We start from the raw sequence: 18,955 nt of genomic DNA on the forward strand, positions 1-18,955 counted from the left end.
AAAGGATTGAAAATGGCAAAAGAGATTATTTTTTCAGACGACGCAAGAAACAAGCTTTACGCGGGTGTTAGGAAGCTAAACGACGCTGTAAAAGTTACGATGGGACCTCGCGGTCGCAATGTCTTAATCCAAAAAAGCTTCGGAGCTCCTGCGATCACAAAAGACGGCGTAACCGTCGCTAAAGAGATTGAGCTAAAAGATACGCTAGAGAATATGGGCGCTTCTTTGGTGCGCGAAGTAGCGAGTAAAACCAACGATCAGGCAGGAGATGGCACTACTACAGCTACCGTGCTAGCTCACGCGATCTTTAAAGAAGGCCTACGCAACGTAACCGCGGGCGCAAATCCTATCGAGGTTAAACGCGGTATGGATAAATTTAGCGCTGCAGTTATCGAGGAGCTAAAAAAGTCCTCTAAAAAAGTAAGCGGCAAAAAAGAGATCGCTCAGGTTGCTACGATCTCTGCCAATAACGACAGCGCGGTGGGCGATCTGATCGCAGATGCTATGGAAAGAGTCGGCAAGGACGGCGTTATAACCGTCGAAGAAGCAAAATCGATCAATGATGAGTTAAACGTAGTCGAAGGAATGCAGTTTGACCGCGGCTATCTAAGCCCATATTTCATTACAAATGCCGAGAAAATGCTAGTCGAGCTAAGCTCGCCGCTAGTGCTTCTATTTGACAAAAAAATTACAAATTTAAAAGACCTATTACCGGTTTTGGAGCAGGTTCAAAAAAGCGGCAAGCCGCTTCTAATCATCGCCGAGGATATCGAGGGCGAGGCACTTGCGACTTTAGTCGTAAATAAACTTCGCGGCGTGTTAAACATCTCTGCGGTCAAAGCCCCTGGATTTGGCGATCGCAGAAAGGCAATGCTTGAAGATATCGCGATTTTAACGGGCGGTACCGTCATCAGTGAAGAGCTTGGCAGAACGCTAGAAAGCGCCTCCATGGCTGATCTTGGACAAGCCGAGCGCATCGTGATCGACAAAGATAATACCACTATCGTGGGCGGCGCGGGCAAGAAAAAAGATATCGATGCGCGCGTTTCGCAGATCAAAGCTCAGATCGCAGAGACTACGAGCGATTACGACAAAGAGAAGCTTCAAGAGCGCATGGCTAAGCTTAGCGGCGGCGTCGCGGTCATCAAGGTGGGCGCTGCGACCGAAACCGAGATGAAAGAGAAAAAAGATCGCGTGGACGACGCTCTAAACGCAACCAAAGCAGCCGTAGACGAGGGTATCGTAATCGGCGGCGGCGCTGCGCTAATCAGAGCTGGACTTAGCGTAAAGCTAGCTCTAAGCGGCGACGAGCTTATCGGTGCGGACATCGTTAAGCGCGCGCTTTTCGCTCCACTTCGCCAGATCGCAGAGAATGCGGGATTTGACGCGGGTGTCGTAGCAAATAAGGTCGAGCAGGGCTCAGACAAAAAATTTGGCTTCAACGCCGCAAACGGCGAGTACGTCAATATGTTTGAGGCAGGTATCATCGATCCAGTCAAGGTTGAGCGCATCGCGCTTCAAAATGCGGTCTCCGTCGCAAGCCTGCTTCTAACGACCGAAGCGACCGTCAGCGAGATTAAAGAGGAGAAACCTGCAATGCCTCCAATGCCTGATATGGGCGGAATGGGTGGCATGGGCGGAATGATGTAGTCCCATAGGAGCGTCATTCGGCGCTCCTATGCCATTGCAACGGCGTGGTGAGATTTTACGGTGCCCCCGCAATGCCTTTGCGGCGATGCTTTTGCTATGCGCCGTAAAATGAGATGTGCCGCGTTTTGGGTATGTCTAAGGCGCGGCGATTTATTATGAATTAACGATTAAGCGGTGTAATTTTTAGTCACCGCATGATCTGATAAATTTTGTATCTTACCGCAAATTTGCAGTTTTGCCACTTTATCCTTTAAATTTAAAAACTTTATATGAGCTTGATTTTTACCTTAAATTCTGACTTGCCGCTCAAAATCTAAGCGTAGAATTCTAAAGCTTTAAAATTTTTCAGCTCTCCCGCCTAAACGCTTACAAGATAAAATTTTTGCCGTGGCGTAATATTTTTAGTGTGATAAAATTTTATTGCCAAACAGAATCCTGGCTGCGGAATTTTTCAAGCTGAGCCTTTATCCAGGTTTTTATCTGGTGATACGGCTTGGAATTAGAGCTGAAATTCCACAGCCTCACTCATTAAATTTAACGCGGCTTAATCTAAGCTTTGCTAAATTTCGCCTAAAATCCATGGAAAGGAAAACGATGAAAAATTTAGCTCGTATTTTTTTAATTGCGTTCATTTTGGCGAGCTTCTCTAGCGTTTTTGCCGCGCAGCAAAGCCACAAATCTACCGTCGCGCAGCAAAACCATAAATATAAAATTTCATCTCAAAATTTGCGAGCCAAAGATCATTCGAGTAAAAATATAGCGGCAAGATCCTCTACCGAGCCGCATGCTAAAAAATCTGCAAATGCTAAAAGCCTTTCAAATTCCAAGCTCACAAAAAATACGCGTGCATCTGGGAATTTCGCTAAAAATTCCACGCAAAAAAGTACGAAAAATTTTACTAAAAATCCCGGGCAAAATTTCGCATCGCATTCTTCGAGAAATAAAGCATCTAGGCGCCCTGCTAATCAATCGAGCAGTCAGAATGGAGCTAGCAAGAACCTAGCCGCGACGCTGATGCGTTTGCCAAAGACTCGTATTTATGAGGATGAGGTGCCAAACGCCCGCGATACGGAGCAAACTTACAGAGGCGCAGATATGCGGAGAAGCGCAAGCGCGCAAACTCACGGAGGCGCGGATGAGCAGACCGGCAAAACCGTAGACGCACGAGCTCGAAAATTAATGACGACTCGAATTGCACAGCCGCAAGCTCGCTACGGCTATAGTGCAACTCGTTCTGGCGCTATGGGACATACAGCCGCATCTCATTCGAGTGCCACGAAATATATGGCTCGTCAAAATGCCCGCGCGCCCTATCTTCCCACATCTGCTCGCTCTAGCCGTGCGATAGGGCGCTCTGGCGGTAGCGCGCTTGGTAAGATGTCGTCGCCAGAGCGGGGTAATGCGCTAGGACAAGGTGTTGCGATGCGTTATGATGAGCGTTGGGCGAAGCCCGCTCCACAGCCTTACGAGCCTGCACCTGAGACCGAGAAAAAGCGCGGGCTGATATTTTCGTCGCAGTGGGGTCCTGCCGCGCCGAAAAGTAAGTGGCAGCAGCACGAAGCCCCGATAGATGACGCTTCGTCGCGCAATGAGTCGGTGATGGATATGCTGCAGGACAAGATGAGCAGGGTCAAGGTGAATATGGAGCTGGTGCGCTAGCCTAGGCGGCGCGCCGGCGCAATTTATATGCGTAGGCAGTTTAATTTCGCTGCCTCTGTAAGATCGCGATATAGCGCTTGTGGTGCAAAAACATGAACGCTGACGTTTTTTTTGGATTTGCCGCCGTGCGAAAAATGCCCTACTGCTGCAATTAAAAATAAAATTTTCATATTTCATCCACGCGCTTTGAAATTTCACGGCTGCATGCCGTGCTGTTAGGATAAACCAGACTGCACTCGTTTTGCGCGAGCGAGCGCTACGACGATACTGCGGTTAAAATTTCACTGAAATTTCAAGAGCTTAATTTCGTAATTTTATGTCGAGGACTTCGCCCGCCTGCTAAATTCGCAGAATTTTGCTTAGCTGCGTGGTTTATTAAATTTCGCTTGCCATCAAATTTTGCAGAGTTTCATTTGTCGCCGGAATTTTTATAATTTTATTAGATGGCGGAATTTTATAGAACTCTATTCGCTCAAATTTCGCGGCGAAATGAAATTTTTCGCAAGCGCGAAAGCAAAATTTAGCTGGTGAAATTCTGCAGGCGAAATTCTACGGCGGCTGGCAAACGCGAATTATTAAATTTTAACCCCGTTTTGAATAAAATAGCGCAAAAAATTCTAAAGGCTTAAATTTGAAAAATCGCTATCCGACCCGCCAAATCTCCGTCGGCTCCGTCAAAATCGGCGGCGGCGCGCCCATCTCCGTGCAGTCGATGAGCTTTTCTAAGACCAAGGACGTGGAGGGCACGCTAGAGCAGATTAACCGCCTGTATTTCGCGGGCTGCGACATCGTGCGCTGCGCCGTGCTTGATAAAGCGGACGCGGACGCGCTTGCACGTATCAAAAAAAGCTCGCCGCTTCCCATCGTAGCGGACATCCATTTTAATTTTCGCTTGGCGCTGCAGGTCGCGGAGTTTGTCGATGCTATCCGCATCAATCCGGGCAATATCGGCGGCAAGGAGCGTATCAAAGAGGTCGTGCGCGCGTGCAAAGCTCGCAGCCTGCCTATCCGCATCGGCGTAAATTTGGGCTCGCTTGAGGAGCAGTTTGAGCAAAAATACGGCCGCAGCGTGGAAGCAATGGTGCAAAGCGCGCTGTATAACGCCGCGCTGCTGCAGGATGAGGACTTTAGCGACATCGCGATCTCGCTTAAGACTTCGGACGCGCCGAGCACGGTGGCTGCGTATCGCGCGCTGCGCCCGCTATGCGAGTATCCTTTTCATCTGGGCGTGACCGAGGCGGGGACGAAATTTCACGCTAGCATCAAGAGCGCGATCGCGCTGGGTACGCTTCTGATGGAGGGGATCGGCGATACGATGCGCGTGAGCATCACGGGCGAGCTTGAGGAGGAGATCCGCGTCGCGCGCGCGATCCTGCAGGACGCGGGCGTACAAAAAAGCGGCGTCAATATCATCTCGTGCCCTACCTGCGGGCGTTTGCAAAGCGATCTGCTAAGCGCGATCAAAATCGTCGAAGAAAAAACCGCGCATATCAAAACGCCGCTAAATATCAGCGTCATGGGCTGCGTCGTAAATGCGATCGGCGAGGCGAAGGGCGCGGACGTGGCGATCGCGTTCGGCAACGGGCGCGGCATCGTGATGCGCCACGGTGAAGTGGTCGCCAAACTCGATGAGAGCAAGCTCGTGGAGCGGTTTTTGCAAGAGGTCGAGGACGAGGTGCGGGCTCGCGAAGGAGCGTGAGAGCTGCGGCGCCTAGCGGCTTAAATGTCGCTATGATTCGTAGTTTGGTCGGCTCGGCTCTGAATTTTGGCGCGCTTGACTAGTTGTAGTTTGCTCGGCGTTTTAAGGCGCTCTTGGGCTCATCGGTGCGGCTCGTTTTAGCGTGAGATTTTGAAATTTGCGCTTTGAGGCGGCGCCTTGAAATTTTAAAATTTCATCCTTAGGCGGCGCTTTTAAATTTGAGCCTTTGGGGAGTGCGGCTTGGAATTTTGGTTTTGAAATTTCGGGCTTGAAATTTTAATGCTGAAATTTTGAGTTAAAATTTTGGCTTTGGAATTTCGTCTTGAAATTTCGTTTTAAAATTTCAATCTCACGATTTGGAGTGAAATTTCATAGCGCAGAATTTACCGCGCGAAATTTTAAGCGGTAGAATTTTATGCTGTCTATGAAATTTAGGCGCAGGCTCTATGCGCTCGCTAATTTTACTCGCAGGATTTGCCTCAGTAGAATTCCGTGCCGCAAAGCGGAATCTTGACGGATGAATTTTCGATACGCCGCGAAATTTCATCCGGCTGGATTTTGTCCTGTACCTAAATTTAAGGCGAGCGAAATTTTAAGAGCCAAAATTTCAAAGGGCGAAATTTCAAGCCAGTGGAATTTCAAAGGCGAAAATTCCGAGGATGAAATTTTAGATAGCAAAATTTAAAGCGGGCAAAATTATACAAATTCCTTCCGATAAAATTTTGCTAAGAGGCGAGATTTCAATTCTATAAAATTTAAAATTACCGCGCCGCAGAGATTTTCGGAGGCGAGCCTGAAATTTTATAGAATTTAAATGCGAAACGAGGGGAAGCGATGGCAACGAAGCAGAATGTACCTGCAAATTTATACGATCTGGATATGGAGCGCGCGATCTTAAGCTCGCTTTTGCAAAACGAGGACGCATACGGCGAGCTGAGCGAGATAATCTCGGTCGGCGATTTTTTCTACAAGCCGCACGCCGACATCTACGAGGCGATCGTCAAATGCTCCTCGCACAACGAGCCGATCGCGCCGAGCTTCGTTAAAAAATGGCTAGCCGAGCGCTACGACGATGGCGCATTTACCGAGGTCGTAGCCACCAGCGGTGTGGTCGATGCCCCAAAATACGCGCTCGAACTGCGCGAAAAATCGATCAAGCGCTCGCTAATCAAGGTCGCGCACGAGATCCCTTCGATGGTAAACGAAGCCGTGCGCAGCAAAGACACCGCCGATAAAATCAGCTCTAAAATTTACGAGCTCATCGACGAGGAGCGCCACGGCGGCATCAAAAAATCGCACGAGATCATCGCTGACGTGGTAGAGGAGCTGAAACGCCAAAAGGCGCTCGCAGGCTCGGAGCTCGTGGGGTTGGATACCGGCTTTCGCTTCCTAAACGACTGCACGAAGGGGCTGAAACCTGGCGAGCTCATCATCATCGCCGCCCGCCCCGGCATGGGCAAAACTGCTTTTGCGTTAAATTTGATGATGAAAACGCTGCAAAGCGGCAAAGGCGTCGTATTTTTCTCGCTAGAGATGCCCTCTGTGCAGCTGATGTATCGCATATTAAGCGCGCTTAGCTCGATCCCGCTAAGCGACATAATGAGCGCCAAGCTCAGCGACGACGACTGGACGCGCTTCAACGACGCTTGCGATGCGGTGCTGAATATGCCGCTTTTCGTCTATGACAGCGGCTATGTAAACATCCACCAGGTCCGCACCCAGCTGCGCAAACTTAAATCCGTGGACGCTAACATCGAGCTTTGCGTGATCGATTACATCGGACTTATGACGAGCACGAGCAACTACTCCGAGCGCCACCTGCAAATTGCCGAAATTTCACGCGGGCTCAAGCTTTTGGCGCGCGAGCTCAACATCCCGATCATCGCGCTATCGCAGCTAAACCGCTCGCTTGAGGCGCGCTCGAATAAACGCCCGATGCTAAGTGATCTGCGCGAAAGCGGCGCGATCGAGCAGGACGCCGACATCATACTTTTCGTCTATCGCGACGAGGTTTATAAAGAGCAGATGGAGCGCGAGCGCATTTCGCGGCTGGAGGCCGAGGGCAAGGACGCGGGCGAGCCCGTGTTTAGGCGCAACGACTATCAGGAAAAAGCCGAAATCATCGTCGGCAAAAACCGCTCTGGAGAGGCGGGTAGGACGATCGAGGTGGGCTTTCAGGGCAGATTTACCCGCTTCGTCGATACGAGCTTCGGCGGCGAGCCCAGCGAGAGCGCGATCTTTAACGAAAACGACAATCTCGACTACGTCTCGCAGCTGCAAGATCAGGGCTTTGAGGAGCCTGCTGCGGCGCGCCTAGATATGCCGAATACAGATGCGGCGCAGAATTTGCAGCAAAATTTCTCGGAAAATTTTATGCAGAATTCATCTGAAAATTTTACGCAAGGCTCTGCCGGCACCAGAAATTCCAGTGTAAATATTGATTTTGACGAGATGCCTGGCTTCGGCCAAAGCGGCGGGCAAGATGGCGAGGAGATAGACGGCGAGTCTAAATTTAGCGCAGGGCATGACCTGGCAGAGGCGCAGCGCGCACCGCAAAAGCAAGAATTTCAGGGACAAAATTTAGATGATGTAATAGCGGGCAGTATCTCGCCCGAAACAGAGCACATGCGTGGAAATTCGGCCGAGCAAAACGTAAAGAGTGCGGAGAGCGCAAAAGACGCGCTGCAAGATGTAAAAGGCGCGTCGCGAGGAGCGGAGAGTGCGCAGCGAGAGGATGCCTCGTATTTTGGGGGTGATGATAGTGTCGATGGCGGCAGGTCGTCTTTTGAAGCGCAAGAGCGGCGGCAGGATGAGGCAAAATTTAAACCCGCGCCGCCTTTAAATATCGAAGAGATGGGCATTCCAAAGATCAATGAGGCAAACAGACTCGATGACGACGACGCGCCGCTGGATCTGTGAAATAGCGCTTAGGCTAGCGCTGATTGTTAGCGTTTTTTGCTTCGCGCTTTACGCGCAGGATTTCAGTGACGCGGGCTTTTGCGCGCTGGCGGCGTTTTGGGCTTACGCGCTATTTCGGGTGCTATTTAGCTTTTTTTACGAGGCGAAGCAGCGCGCCAATGCGGCGCTATTTCGCAGCGGCGGGACTTTGATTAAAATTTTTAAAGGCAGGCTGCTAAGCGGGGTTTTTGCCTGCGCGGGCGCGATCCTCTTGAGCGTCACTTTGGCGCTAGGCCTAGCGGATCTGCGCGGCGCGGAGCTATTCGTGACGCTCGCGGCGCTGCCTGCAGCTCTTGCTCTGATGCGCCTGGCGGTGCTGAAGCTCAGTCTAAAAGAGATTAAAAATCCTAGAATTTTATCGCTCAAACTTAGCATTTTGCTGCTCGCCGCGCTTGCCGTAGCGGTAAATTTCGCTATAAATTTAGCCTATTTGCGGCTTGCAGACGCTACGGGTTCAGCCGCACACTCTTTAAATTCCGCGATAAATTTTACTCCGCCCGCCCGCAACGCCGCATCCATGGGAAATTTCGCGGCAAACGACGCTTCCGCGCCCGTCGGAAATTTAGTAACAGATAACGCCGCTAAATTCGCTAAAAATTCCGCGACGAATAACGCCGCCATAATTGTGCGAAATTCCGAGGCTGATAATGCCGTCAAGCCCGCGCCGAACGCCGCTAAAAATCTCACCGCTTCGCCCGCAAATTTTAAAGCGGGCTCCGTCAGGGCGGTGCGTGCCTCGGCTGCAAATTATAAGGCAAATACCGCCGCTGCGCCGCAGATCTTCGCTAAAAATTCTACGACAAGCTCCGCCGCAGCGCAAAATTTAAATTTAGCTCCAACTCCCGCCACGCCGAACGCATCCGCCGATAATTTGGCTGAAAAATCCGCGACAAACTCCGCATCGGTAGCCGAAATTTTTGAAATTTTAAAATCTACCGCGCCGCAAGCGCACTTCAGATCCGCCCTGTTAAATGAAATTTACGCTTTGAAATTTTACAAAAACGCGCTGTTTGATCTGGCGCTGTCGCAGAGCCCTAGCGCGCTAAAAATCGTCCTTTTGCTTCTGATATGCGCGGGAGATTTCGTTTTTTACTGCGCGATTTTGCATATTTGTGCCTTCGTGCTTTTTATGCCGCGAGCCACGTCCGTGCCCAAAATAGGGCGCTTCAGTGGCACGATCTTTGCGCTTGCCTACGTCACGCTGTGTTTGATCTGCGCCGCGCAGACGCGCACTGCTGCGGGCGAAGCGGAGGGTGCACATCCTAAAAGCGCGGTCGAGACGAGCGTGCAGATCGTGCTGCAAAGCGGCGAGCGGCTGATCTTAAGCGCTCGCGAGGCTGATGCGCTAAGAGGCGAGCTAAACGCCACGCGCTTCGCCGCAGAAGCAAACGCCACGTCCGCGCTGAATAGTTACATCGACGCCGTTTACGACGAGGGCGCGAGGCTTAGCGCGCAGAAAATGGCGGACTTCAATTACTCGTTTCTGAGCGATTATCTGGTGCTGTGGCACGGCGTGTGGGACGATGACGCGGGGGCGTATCTGAATGAGAAATTTGCGCTCTTCGTAAGCGAAAGCTTCCCGAAAGATTTTGGCGAAAATATCGCTAAAATCGCTGCGGCAAACGTCAAAAATTATGAGAGCTCGCTAAATTTTACGCTTAAAAAATACGGCGCGAAAATCGATCTTAACGTCACGCAGAGCTTCAGTCTAAAAAGCAAGGCGTATCGCGCGAGCGGAACGGGGCTGGGGGCGCTGGGCGGCGTGCTGGGCGCAAAGCTGATAAGCAAGAGCCTAGCTAAAACTGCGGCCAAGACTGGCGCGAAAACCCTTACCAAGGCGGGCGCCAGCGCGACTAGCGGTAGCGCGGGGCTCGTATGTGGCCCGGGCGCGGTGGTATGCGTGCCTGCGTTTGCCGTGGCTACGTGGTTTGGGCTGGATTTTGCGTTTGCCAAGGGCGACGAGGCGCTCAATCGAGAGGAGTTTGAAGCTGCGATCGTGCGCGATATGATGGCGGCGAAAGAGGAGCTAAAGCGCGCGCTGGCGGAGGATTTCAACGCGACGATAGATGAAATTTCGAGTGAAATTTTAAATTTAGACGGGAAGTAGGGCAGCGGATTATGCCTGCGCAACTTAGACCCGTTGCGAGCGAAATTTTACGGCGGATTATGGAGCTTTCGTGCGTAGCGGGCGGCTAGCGATGTGCATCAAAATGGGTGGTTCGGTAGGTACGAAACGGTAGCGAAACTAGCGGCAAAAAAATAGGCGCACAAAACGACAGCGCGGCGGGTGCACATTAAGCAGCGCTGCAAGTGAGGAATTTTATAAAATTCTATTCTGCTTTGCTTGCTTTGCCGCACCTGCGCGATTTAAATCGGTTGCGAGTAAAATTTGGCATGGATTATGGAATTTTCATACGCTATGCTTGCGCGACAGCGGCGAAATTTTAAAATTTCATTTAAGTGTGGGCGGGACGGGATTACGGCGCACTTATTGCGCTACCGCGCCTCTTAAATTTAAGAGCCTGCTAAAATTTTTTAAATATAATCGCCGCTTAAAATAAGGAGTGCTAATGAAAAATTCTATCTTAAAATTTCGTTATTTGCGTTTATAACGGTATTCTCGGCGATCCCTGCTGCGGCACAATCGTCTTTAACAGGTTTAATAAAGTTAGAAGATTTGAGGAGCGAAGAGCAAAGAGCGCTTTTGAAATCCTGCGATTACGGTGACGGAAAATATAGTTCGTGCAATAAACTCGTTGAAATTTTATCTAAAGAGTGCGATGGCGGTGATATGCGCTCATGTGCTATACAGAGTGATCTTTTGCGATCATTACGCCGAATAGAGGAAGCTACGAAATATCTGATTAAGCTGTGTGATGCTAATAGTACATATCACTGTTTTATATTGGGTACGCTAGATATATATGTAAACGGTAATATGCAAGCAGCAATTAAAAGTCTTGAAAAAGTTTGTAATAGCGATCTTAAAGATAGAGATATAGTTTGCAAAAATATCGAGGAACTGAAAGCTTGCCTGAAAGACAAAGAGTGTAACCCTATAAAAAAAGGTAAAATTATTTTTGAAGGTGTCGAAAGGAAATTGTATGGGGAAAATTAATTTTGTATTTTATTCCATGATATTTTTAGCTTCTATCGCAATAGCGGATAAGCCTACGGCTGAAGAGGAGAATCTTTATAACGAATGCGATAAAGGAAACGGCAAATATAGCTCGTGTACTAAACTAATAGAAATTTTATCTAAAAAATGTGATAGCGGAGATATGATCGGATGCTCGGATCTTGGTTATATATTAGGTCCTAAGCTTGGTATGCGTGAAGCTTCTATCACTCCTTATGAAAAATCTTGCAAGGCGGGTATCGCGGAGTCTTGTTTTGCTCTTGGAACACAAGACATAGGTTTAAGAGGCAACATTAAAAAGGCTGTTATAAATTACACTACGGCTTGTGAAAAATTTACCGATCAGAAAAAACTATTTAAACTAAGATCTTGCGCGTTAAAGGTAGCTTTAGAAAACTGCTTACGAGATGAGGAGGAACACGATCCCGTAAAGTGTGCGCTAGAAGCATTTGAAGAAATAACTGATAAATACAACGCAAATTCAATTAAGGAGTAAAAGATGGCAAATCCAAGGGGGGGGGCAAAGAGCAATAATGAAAGAAATTTATCCTGTAATTTTGGCGCCTTTAATAATGCAAGCCGCGGCAGAGCATAATTAAAGCGCAGTCGCTAGCAAAGAGATAAAATTTACATCATTTTCTTATTTAAATTTATATCGTTTAGAGCGGCTGAAATGAAAGCACTATGTTTATACTCGCAATAAAACAAGCGCGCAATGGGTGCTCGATATAAATGAGGAGGAGGAGGGGCAAATTTTATATTTGAGGCGGTATTTAAAGCTGGGCTGCAAAGACGGCGACGCGCAAATGTGCAAGGATTTAGGAAAAATAGGGAATTAGAGCAGAATTTTAAATACTAAATTGCCCCACTTGCAAGCTCATGAAATTCGGACTTTAAAATTTAATCTTAATTGGGCTATAATCTTAGAATTAATATTCAAAAAGGAGTTTTTATGCAAACACAAAATAATTTTATAAACCGCGAACTAAGCTGGCTACGCTTCAACACCCGCGTGCTGGAACAATGCAAAAAGGATATCCCGCTAATTGAAAAATTAAAATTTCTAGCGATTTACAGCACGAATTTAGACGAATTTTATATGATCCGTGTGGCGGGCCTAAAGCAGCTTTTTACCGCCGGCGTTATAACCAGCGGGGACGATGAGATGACGCCTCTTGAGCAGCTGCGCGCGATCCGCTCATATTTAAGAAACGAACAAACCGAGCTTGAGCAGCAGTATTTCGGCATCCAAAAAGAGCTTTGCAAAAACGGGCTTTTTATCAAAAGTTACGACGAGCTACCGCCCGAGCTGAAGCCGGTAGCGGACGAGTTTTTCTTCTCGCAGATAATGCCAGTAATCGTCCCGATCGCAGTGGATGCGACCCATCCTTTCCCGCATCTAAACAATCTCAGCTTCTCCCTCGCAGTCAAGCTCTGCGACGAGGGCGCGCCCGAGTCGGTGCATTTTGGAATGATTAGAATTCCGCGCGTGATCCCGCGCTTCGTGCAGGTCGCGCAAAATACCTACGTGCCGATCGGCACCATCGTAAAGCGCCATGCGGAGGAGATTTTCCCGGGCTACAAGCTCATCAGCTCCGCAGCTTTCCGCGTCACGCGAAATGCAGATATCGTAATCGAGGAGGAGGAAGCGGACGATTTTATGATGATCCTAGAAGCGGGGCTTAAACTGCGCCGCAAAGGGGCTTTCGTACGACTTCAGATCGAAAAAGATGCCGATGCTGAACTATTAGAATTTCTAAATTCTCATCTTAAAATTTTTTACAAAGATATATATGAATGCGCCGTGCCGCTTACGCTAGACGGGCTTTGGGAGATCGCTTCCAATAAGGATTTTTCCTTTCTAGCCCATCCTCAGTATCTGCCAAAGACGCTGCCCCCCTTTAACGAAAACACCTCCGTTATGAGCGCGATGGAGAAGGAGGATATCCTGCTGATCCATCCTTACGAGAGCTTCGATCCTGTTCAAAAGCTCATCAAAGAGGCCGCCAAGGATCCGAAAGTCATCTCGATCCGTATGACGCTATATCGCGTGGAGAAAAACTCCCCGATCGTTCAGAGTCTGATCGAGGCCGCAAGCGACGGCAAGCAGGTAACGGTGATGGTCGAGCTTAAGGCGAGGTTTGATGAGGAAAACAACCTGCACTGGGCGAAGGCTCTCGAAGACGCCGGCGCGCACGTAATCTACGGTATCACGGGCTTTAAAGTCCACGCCAAGGTAACTCAGATCATCAAAAAAGAGGACGGCAAGCTTAAATTTTATATCCACCTAGGCACGGGCAACTATAACGGCTCGAGCGCTAAAATTTACACCGACGTGAGCTTTTTTACCTGCGGCGACCGCTTCGATAAGGACACGACGAATTTCTTCCACATCCTCTCGGGCTACAACAAAAACCGCAAGCTCGACAACCTCTCTATGTCGCCGATGCAGATCAAAGAGCGGCTTTTAGCGATGATAAAAAACGAGGAGAAAAAAGGCTCTGCCGGCAGAATCATCGCTAAGATGAACGCTCTTGTCGACGGCGATATGATCAAGGCGCTGTATAAAGCAAGCGCCGCGGGCGTAAAGATCGATCTCATCGTGCGCGGTATCTGCTGCTTGCGTCCGGCGCTTAAGGGCGTTAGCGAAAACATCCGCGTGATCTCGATCGTCGGCAAATACCTGGAGCACGCTAGAATTTTTTATTTCGCGCACGCGCAGCCCAGCCTATATATCGCGAGCGCGGATTGGATGCCGCGAAATTTAGAGCGCAGACTGGAGCTGATGAGCCCGATTTACAATGAAAATTTGCAAAACAAGCTCAAAGAAATTTTAAAACTTCAGCTAAGCGACAATGAGCTCGCATTCGAGCTGCAAAGCAGCGGCGAGTACCGAAAGATCGTGCCGAAAAAGGGCGAAGAGAAAATCGACGATCAGGAATTTTTAGAAATTTATTTCAATAAAATTTACAAAAACATCCGCAAACACGACGAAAGCGGCACGGCGCTAACCAAGCTTTTGAAAGAGAGCTAAACGTCTAGAAATTTTGCGCCGTCTTGGGCTAGCCGTGCGCTAAGCCCACGCGCAAACCGAGATCATAAATATTAGATGCAGAATTTTGCGCCGTGAATGCGCGAGTAGATTTACAGAAATTTCAAAGGGATTAAATGAAAAGATATCTTTATCTAGCCGTTATAGCTGTGTTTTGCATGGGTGGAGTCTTTGAAGATGCAGACAAGCTCTATGAGGACGGCGATTATTTTAAAGCGATAAAAATGTGGCAGCGCAGCTGCGACAGCGGAGAGGCACAAAGCTGCTATATGCTCGGGAACTTATATAGATTCGGCAGGAACGTCACTCAAAACTATCAAAAAGCGGCGGATTTTTATCAAAAAGCCTGCGATGGCGGAGATATGACTGGCTGCTATGAGCTTGCAGGACTATACTTCGAAGGCTATGGCGTTAGACAAGATTATCAAAAAGCGGCGAGCTTGCATCAAAAGGCTTGTGACGGCGGCAATATGTTTTCGTGCAATTTGCTTGCAATTTCATACGAATCCGGTATCGGCGTCCCAAGAGACAAGCACAAGGCTATGGTTTTGCGTCAAATGATTTGCGATAACGGTGATGCAGATATGTGCAATAACCTTGCATATTTATATAAAAACGGCGACAAGGTCAGACAGGACTTGCAAAAGGCGGAGATTCTATATAAAAAAGCGGCTGTTTTGTACCAAAAGAAAGCTCAAATAAATCAAAAGAAATGCGATGAAGGCGACTTATATGAGTGCCAGCGCCTAGCGGATCTATATATAGATGGCAGGGGCGTAGAGAAGGATTTCAAAAAGGCTGCGGATTTATACCAGAAGGCTTGTGATGGCGGCAAGGCGGCGGCGTGCTTGATTCTGGGAGACTTATACAAAGCAGGCAATTACCAAAAAGCAGAAAGCCTATATCAAAGCGGGCTAAATTTGCTTAAAAATACTTGCGAGAGCGGGGATGCGGACTCGTGTAGTTATCTCGGGGATTTATACAAAAATGGATGGCAAATTAAACAAGATAGATCCTTAGCAAAAGAATTTTACGGGAAAGCATGCGATTTAGCAGAGCAGATCGGCTGCGACGAATACAAGCAATTAAACGAAGCAGAACTCATCGATGATAAACACGGCATCACACCGAGCGCGCCTTAATCCGTGAAGCTTGCATGCTTGGGCACAAACAAGACTACGCAATAGCAAGCTATCAAATTTTAGAATTTTAAAATTCTAAATTTTATAAATTATCTTAGGCGTAGCTTCCCAGAAATACTAATCTGCCATGATGCCAGCTATATACTACGCGTAGATAAAATTCCGCTCACTTATGATAAAATTTTAAAATTTCTCAAGTTAAAATCTTAAAATTTACTCACTGTCTCATCGTTTGTATTTCATAAAAATACTTTTAAATTTAAAGTAAAAATTTGTAATTTTAAAAAATGTAAATTTAAGAGATAAAGGCGTAAACCTGGAAATTCTTTAAATTTAATTAAGTTCTATAATTATAAATGATAAATAAATTCTTTTTAATTTAAATTTAAAGAATTTTTCACTAATATACTGCTCTTTTTAATAACGCCTATGAGAAATAGTATTATAAAAGGATCAAAATGAGCTTATTTAGGTTTTCTATTGCAGCGGCGGGAGCGCTTTGTTTATGCGCGGCCACTTTAGCTGCACAGGATGATAGCGAAGGTGGCTCCCAAAATTTAGGGCAGATCAATGTTACGGGAAACGTAGAAAGCGACCCGCTTACCAAAAAAGTCGGCGAAACTAAAAAGAGCGCCAAAACACTAGAAAAGCAGCAAGTCTCCGATACTAGAGACCTCGTAAAATATGAAACGGGGGTTAGCGTCGTTGAAGCGGGTAGGATGGGCTCTAGCGGCTACTCGATCCGCGGAGTGGACGAAAACCGCGTCGCCATCACGATAGACGGACTTCATCAAGCAGAGACTTTAAGCTCGCAAGGCTTTAAAGAGATCTTTGAAGGATATGGAAACTTTAATAACACTAGAAACGGCGTCGAGATGGAAAACGTCAAACAAGCTACTATCACCAAAGGCGCAGACTCGATAAAAGCGGGTTCCGGCGCACTTGGAGGCTCCGTTATGTTCGAGACCAAGGATGCACGGGATTATTTAATCGATAAAAATTGGTTTTATGGCTTTAAAGCGGGCATTTCGAGCAGAGATAAAGAGAAAATGAGATCTCATACTCTTGCTGCAAAAGTTAATTGGTTTGACTTTTTAGTAATCAGAACCGATAGAAATTCTCACGAGCTTAGAAACTACGGATATGGCACTTACGACGATAGTGTAAGAGGAAGAGAGAGGGAGCAAACCGATCCTTATACCATCAAAAAAGAGAGCACCTTAGTTAAAATATCCTTTCAGCCAAATGATGAAAATAGAATTACCCTCATGAATGATGATTCTAAAAATAGATCGAAAGGCAACGACTACTCATATACGCTCTATCCAAGATCGATCACTAATCCCGATTTTTTCGAAAGCAAGCTCGGAGAGAGATACACGGACGATCTTAGTAAGAGAGAAAATAGAGGTATTGCTTACGAAAATTTTATCGAAACGCCGCTTTGGGATAGTGTAAAATTCTCATTCTCTAATCAAAGAATCAAACAAAGAGCCAGAACGGAGGAGTATTGCAGAGGCGATAACTGCGCAGAAACAAGCAATTCAATCGGGCTGCAACCAAAAGGATCAAAAGTAGTCGATAAATACGGCAATGACTTTACTGTCGCCAGAGAGCGATTGCCCGGGGATTTTACAAATTTTCCGACGCTTACCGACTCGCAAGGCAATAAGCATAGAGACTTTGCCCAGACCAATATAAACGAATACGGCTTTGACTGTTCTGTTTTTGATTGCTCCGGAACGACTAGACTTTACAAACCGTCGCCGGGATGGGGGGATGCGCCGTATCAAACACTAGATATAGACCTGTCTCAAAAAACATATACCACCCCTGACGGTAAATATAAATTTGATATTACAGAGGAAACTCGTAATGGAAAAACATACAAAAAAGTAACGCAAAACTCATATGATACCGCAACGAATACTTGGTATAAATCTATCGCCAGCGACCAATATGGAGTTATCCTACCCAACTCAAAAGGCTATAAGGAAAGAGATTGGAAAGAAAGGGATCTAAATACCGATACGAGGCAGTTTGACTTGGATTTTAGTAAAGATTTTGATCTTTTGACTATGGAAAATAGCCTTACATATGGATTAAAATATATAAAAACCGATAAATCTATGGTAAATAGAGCGGGCTATGACGGAGCGGATCCTCAGTGGTGGGCAAATACCTCTCCCGGTGCGGATTGCCAAGATGCCGATAAATGGGATGCGCTAAGATGCCCTAGAACCGATCCGGAAACATCGTTTCTAATACCGGTCGAAAGCAAGAACGGAGTCTTTCACGTAGCGGACGACGTTATAGTAAATGACTTTTTTGATTTCAATCTAGCCTATAGATACGATAGAGTAAGATACAAACCCGGCTATGTTCCGGGCAAGACTCCAAAGATCCCTGACGGTATGGTTGAGGGGCTATTTATACCGCTTGCGAAAAATCCACTTCCCGAGCCTAAGTGGAGCGACTATCCCAACTGGTCGGATTATGTAGAGGCAAGAAGGAAATATGATGCCAAACAAGCCGAAGTGGATGCGCTAAATGCAACAAATGCCGAGCGAAATATAGAGTATATGTCAAAGCCGAAGGAGTATAAAAACAACTCCTATGCCGTGGGTTTAAATTTTAATCCGCTTGAGTTCATAAGAATTCAAACGAAGTATTCAAAAGCCTTTAGGGCGCCTACTACGGATGAGCTATATCTTGCGTTTAAGCATCCCGACTTTACGATAAAGCCGAATGTAGATCTAAGACCCGAAATAGCTAAAACCAAAGAGGTAGCCGTTACCTTTCATAGCGAAAGTAAGAGTTATATTACGATTAGTAGATTCAAAACGGACTATCAAGACTTCTTAGATCTGGAATATCAAGGCACCAAAAGGGTAAATACGAACGCAAATAGCGCACTTGATTTCGATATGTATCAAAACGTAAACAGACAAAGAGCCAAGGTGCACGGTATCGAGATAAGCTCTAAATTTAATCTAAGCGATATCTCTGATAGCCTAGGCGGATTTTATGTAGGATATAAATTTACGAAGCAAAAGGGTAAAATTTTAACAGATGATGACGGTTTAGTGCCGATGAATGCGATACAGCCTAAGACTTCGGTTTATAACGTAGGCTACGCCGAGAAAAATGATAAATTCGGAGTTGATATATACCTTACGACCGTATCGGCCAAAAAACCCGAGGATACCTACAATATGTTTTGGAAAAACGAGAGGCAAAGCGGAGATCATATAAACGGACGCCCAGTGACCGATTACAGAGCGCATTGGTTGAGCTCTAGCTACAAAGTGCTAGACCTAGTGGCATACACCAAGCCAACTAAAAATTTAACCTTCAGATTCGGCTGCTACAACATAACCGACGAAAAATATCTAACCTGGGAATCGGCTAGATCGGTAAGGTCTTTCGGCACCACGAATATGGTCCGCAAATCAGATAGCCTGGGCATCAACCGTTTCTACGCTCCGGGGCGAAATTTTAAGCTGACCTTCGAGCTTACTCTGTAAATTTCAATAAAATTTGGACTAAATTCAATATCTAGTCCAAATTTTAATCTTTAAAATTTTTAAACGGCTCGGTAAAACCGCAACTTCTTTTTGAGTGTATCAACGAGGGTATTGTTTATCAAATCTCCC

At 47.0% G+C, this 18,955-nt stretch carries 12 protein-coding genes; 11 read left to right on the top strand and 1 reads right to left on the bottom strand.

Translation table 11 applies throughout. The features are described 5' to 3' along the window. Window positions 1–12: 12 nt before the first annotated feature. Together groL and QZ176_RS04460 are read left to right on the top strand one after the other, a co-directional pair. Window positions 13–1,650, top strand: coding sequence for a chaperonin GroEL (groL, locus tag QZ176_RS04455; protein WP_295151473.1), 1,638 nt, complete (start codon window positions 13–15; stop codon window positions 1,648–1,650). Between the two features lie 594 nt (window positions 1,651–2,244). Next, window positions 2,245–3,309, top strand: coding sequence for a hypothetical protein (locus QZ176_RS04460; protein WP_295151474.1), 1,065 nt, complete (start codon window positions 2,245–2,247; stop codon window positions 3,307–3,309). A 23-nt stretch (window positions 3,310–3,332) separates the two neighbouring features. On the opposite strand, the gene QZ176_RS04465 is transcribed toward QZ176_RS04460, so the two are convergent. After that, the gene (locus QZ176_RS04465; RefSeq protein ID WP_295151475.1) at window positions 3,333–3,479 is read right to left on the bottom strand and encodes a hypothetical protein; all 147 of its coding nucleotides are present in this window, start codon (window positions 3,477–3,479) and stop codon (window positions 3,333–3,335) included. 461 nt (window positions 3,480–3,940) lie between these two features. On the opposite strand from QZ176_RS04465, the gene ispG reads away from it, so the two are divergent. From ispG to QZ176_RS04510, 9 genes are all read left to right on the top strand, one after another. Next, on the top strand, window positions 3,941–5,008 hold the full coding sequence (ispG, locus tag QZ176_RS04470; RefSeq protein WP_295151476.1) for a flavodoxin-dependent (E)-4-hydroxy-3-methylbut-2-enyl-diphosphate synthase: 1,068 nt from the start codon (window positions 3,941–3,943) through the stop codon (window positions 5,006–5,008). 517 nt (window positions 5,009–5,525) lie between these two features. Further along, the gene (locus QZ176_RS04475) at window positions 5,526–5,693 is read left to right on the top strand and encodes a hypothetical protein (RefSeq protein WP_295151477.1); all 168 of its coding nucleotides are present in this window, start codon (window positions 5,526–5,528) and stop codon (window positions 5,691–5,693) included. 149 nt (window positions 5,694–5,842) lie between these two features. Next, complete coding sequence (locus QZ176_RS04480) at window positions 5,843–7,927, top strand: replicative DNA helicase (RefSeq protein ID WP_295151478.1); 2,085 nt, start codon at window positions 5,843–5,845, stop codon at window positions 7,925–7,927. After that, window positions 7,881–10,073 carry a hypothetical protein gene (locus tag QZ176_RS04485; protein ID WP_295151479.1) on the top strand — a complete coding sequence of 731 codons (2,193 nt, stop codon included), beginning with the start codon at window positions 7,881–7,883 and terminating at the stop codon, window positions 10,071–10,073. Before QZ176_RS04480 ends, QZ176_RS04485 begins: the two co-directional genes overlap by 47 nt. A 597-nt stretch (window positions 10,074–10,670) precedes the next feature. After that, entirely contained in the window at window positions 10,671–11,084 is a 414-nt protein-coding gene (locus QZ176_RS04490; RefSeq protein WP_295151480.1) for a hypothetical protein, read from the top strand. Continuing rightward, window positions 11,071–11,601 (top strand): hypothetical protein, encoded by a 531-nt coding sequence (locus QZ176_RS04495; RefSeq protein WP_295151481.1) that lies wholly within the window; start codon window positions 11,071–11,073, stop codon window positions 11,599–11,601. Before QZ176_RS04490 ends, QZ176_RS04495 begins: the two co-directional genes overlap by 14 nt. Before the next feature lie 456 nt (window positions 11,602–12,057). Beyond that, complete coding sequence (locus tag QZ176_RS04500; protein WP_295151482.1) at window positions 12,058–14,139, top strand: RNA degradosome polyphosphate kinase; 2,082 nt, start codon at window positions 12,058–12,060, stop codon at window positions 14,137–14,139. Between the two features lie 134 nt (window positions 14,140–14,273). Next, the gene (locus QZ176_RS04505; protein ID WP_295151483.1) at window positions 14,274–15,299 is read left to right on the top strand and encodes an SEL1-like repeat protein; all 1,026 of its coding nucleotides are present in this window, start codon (window positions 14,274–14,276) and stop codon (window positions 15,297–15,299) included. A gap of 458 nt (window positions 15,300–15,757) precedes the next feature. Beyond that, on the top strand, window positions 15,758–18,826 hold the full coding sequence (locus tag QZ176_RS04510; protein WP_295151484.1) for a TonB-dependent receptor: 3,069 nt from the start codon (window positions 15,758–15,760) through the stop codon (window positions 18,824–18,826). Window positions 18,827–18,955: the final 129 nt, after the last annotated feature.

This window comes from uncultured Campylobacter sp., assembly GCF_905373215.1.
In the GTDB taxonomy this organism is placed as follows: domain Bacteria; phylum Campylobacterota; class Campylobacteria; order Campylobacterales; family Campylobacteraceae; genus Campylobacter_B.

Coding starts and splice junctions, on each gene's coding strand:
- groL (WP_295151473.1), top strand. CDS start 13: ATGGCAAAAGAGATTATTTTTTCAGACGACGCAAGAAACAAGCTTTAC.
- QZ176_RS04460 (WP_295151474.1), top strand. CDS start 2,245: ATGAAAAATTTAGCTCGTATTTTTTTAATTGCGTTCATTTTGGCGAGC.
- QZ176_RS04465 (WP_295151475.1), bottom strand. CDS start 3,479: ATGAAAATTTTATTTTTAATTGCAGCAGTAGGGCATTTTTCGCACGGC.
- QZ176_RS04475 (WP_295151477.1), top strand. CDS start 5,526: ATGAATTTTCGATACGCCGCGAAATTTCATCCGGCTGGATTTTGTCCT.
- QZ176_RS04480 (WP_295151478.1), top strand. CDS start 5,843: ATGGCAACGAAGCAGAATGTACCTGCAAATTTATACGATCTGGATATG.
- QZ176_RS04485 (WP_295151479.1), top strand. CDS start 7,881: ATGAGGCAAACAGACTCGATGACGACGACGCGCCGCTGGATCTGTGAA.
- QZ176_RS04495 (WP_295151481.1), top strand. CDS start 11,071: ATGGGGAAAATTAATTTTGTATTTTATTCCATGATATTTTTAGCTTCT.
- QZ176_RS04500 (WP_295151482.1), top strand. CDS start 12,058: ATGCAAACACAAAATAATTTTATAAACCGCGAACTAAGCTGGCTACGC.
- QZ176_RS04505 (WP_295151483.1), top strand. CDS start 14,274: ATGAAAAGATATCTTTATCTAGCCGTTATAGCTGTGTTTTGCATGGGT.
- QZ176_RS04510 (WP_295151484.1), top strand. CDS start 15,758: ATGAGCTTATTTAGGTTTTCTATTGCAGCGGCGGGAGCGCTTTGTTTA.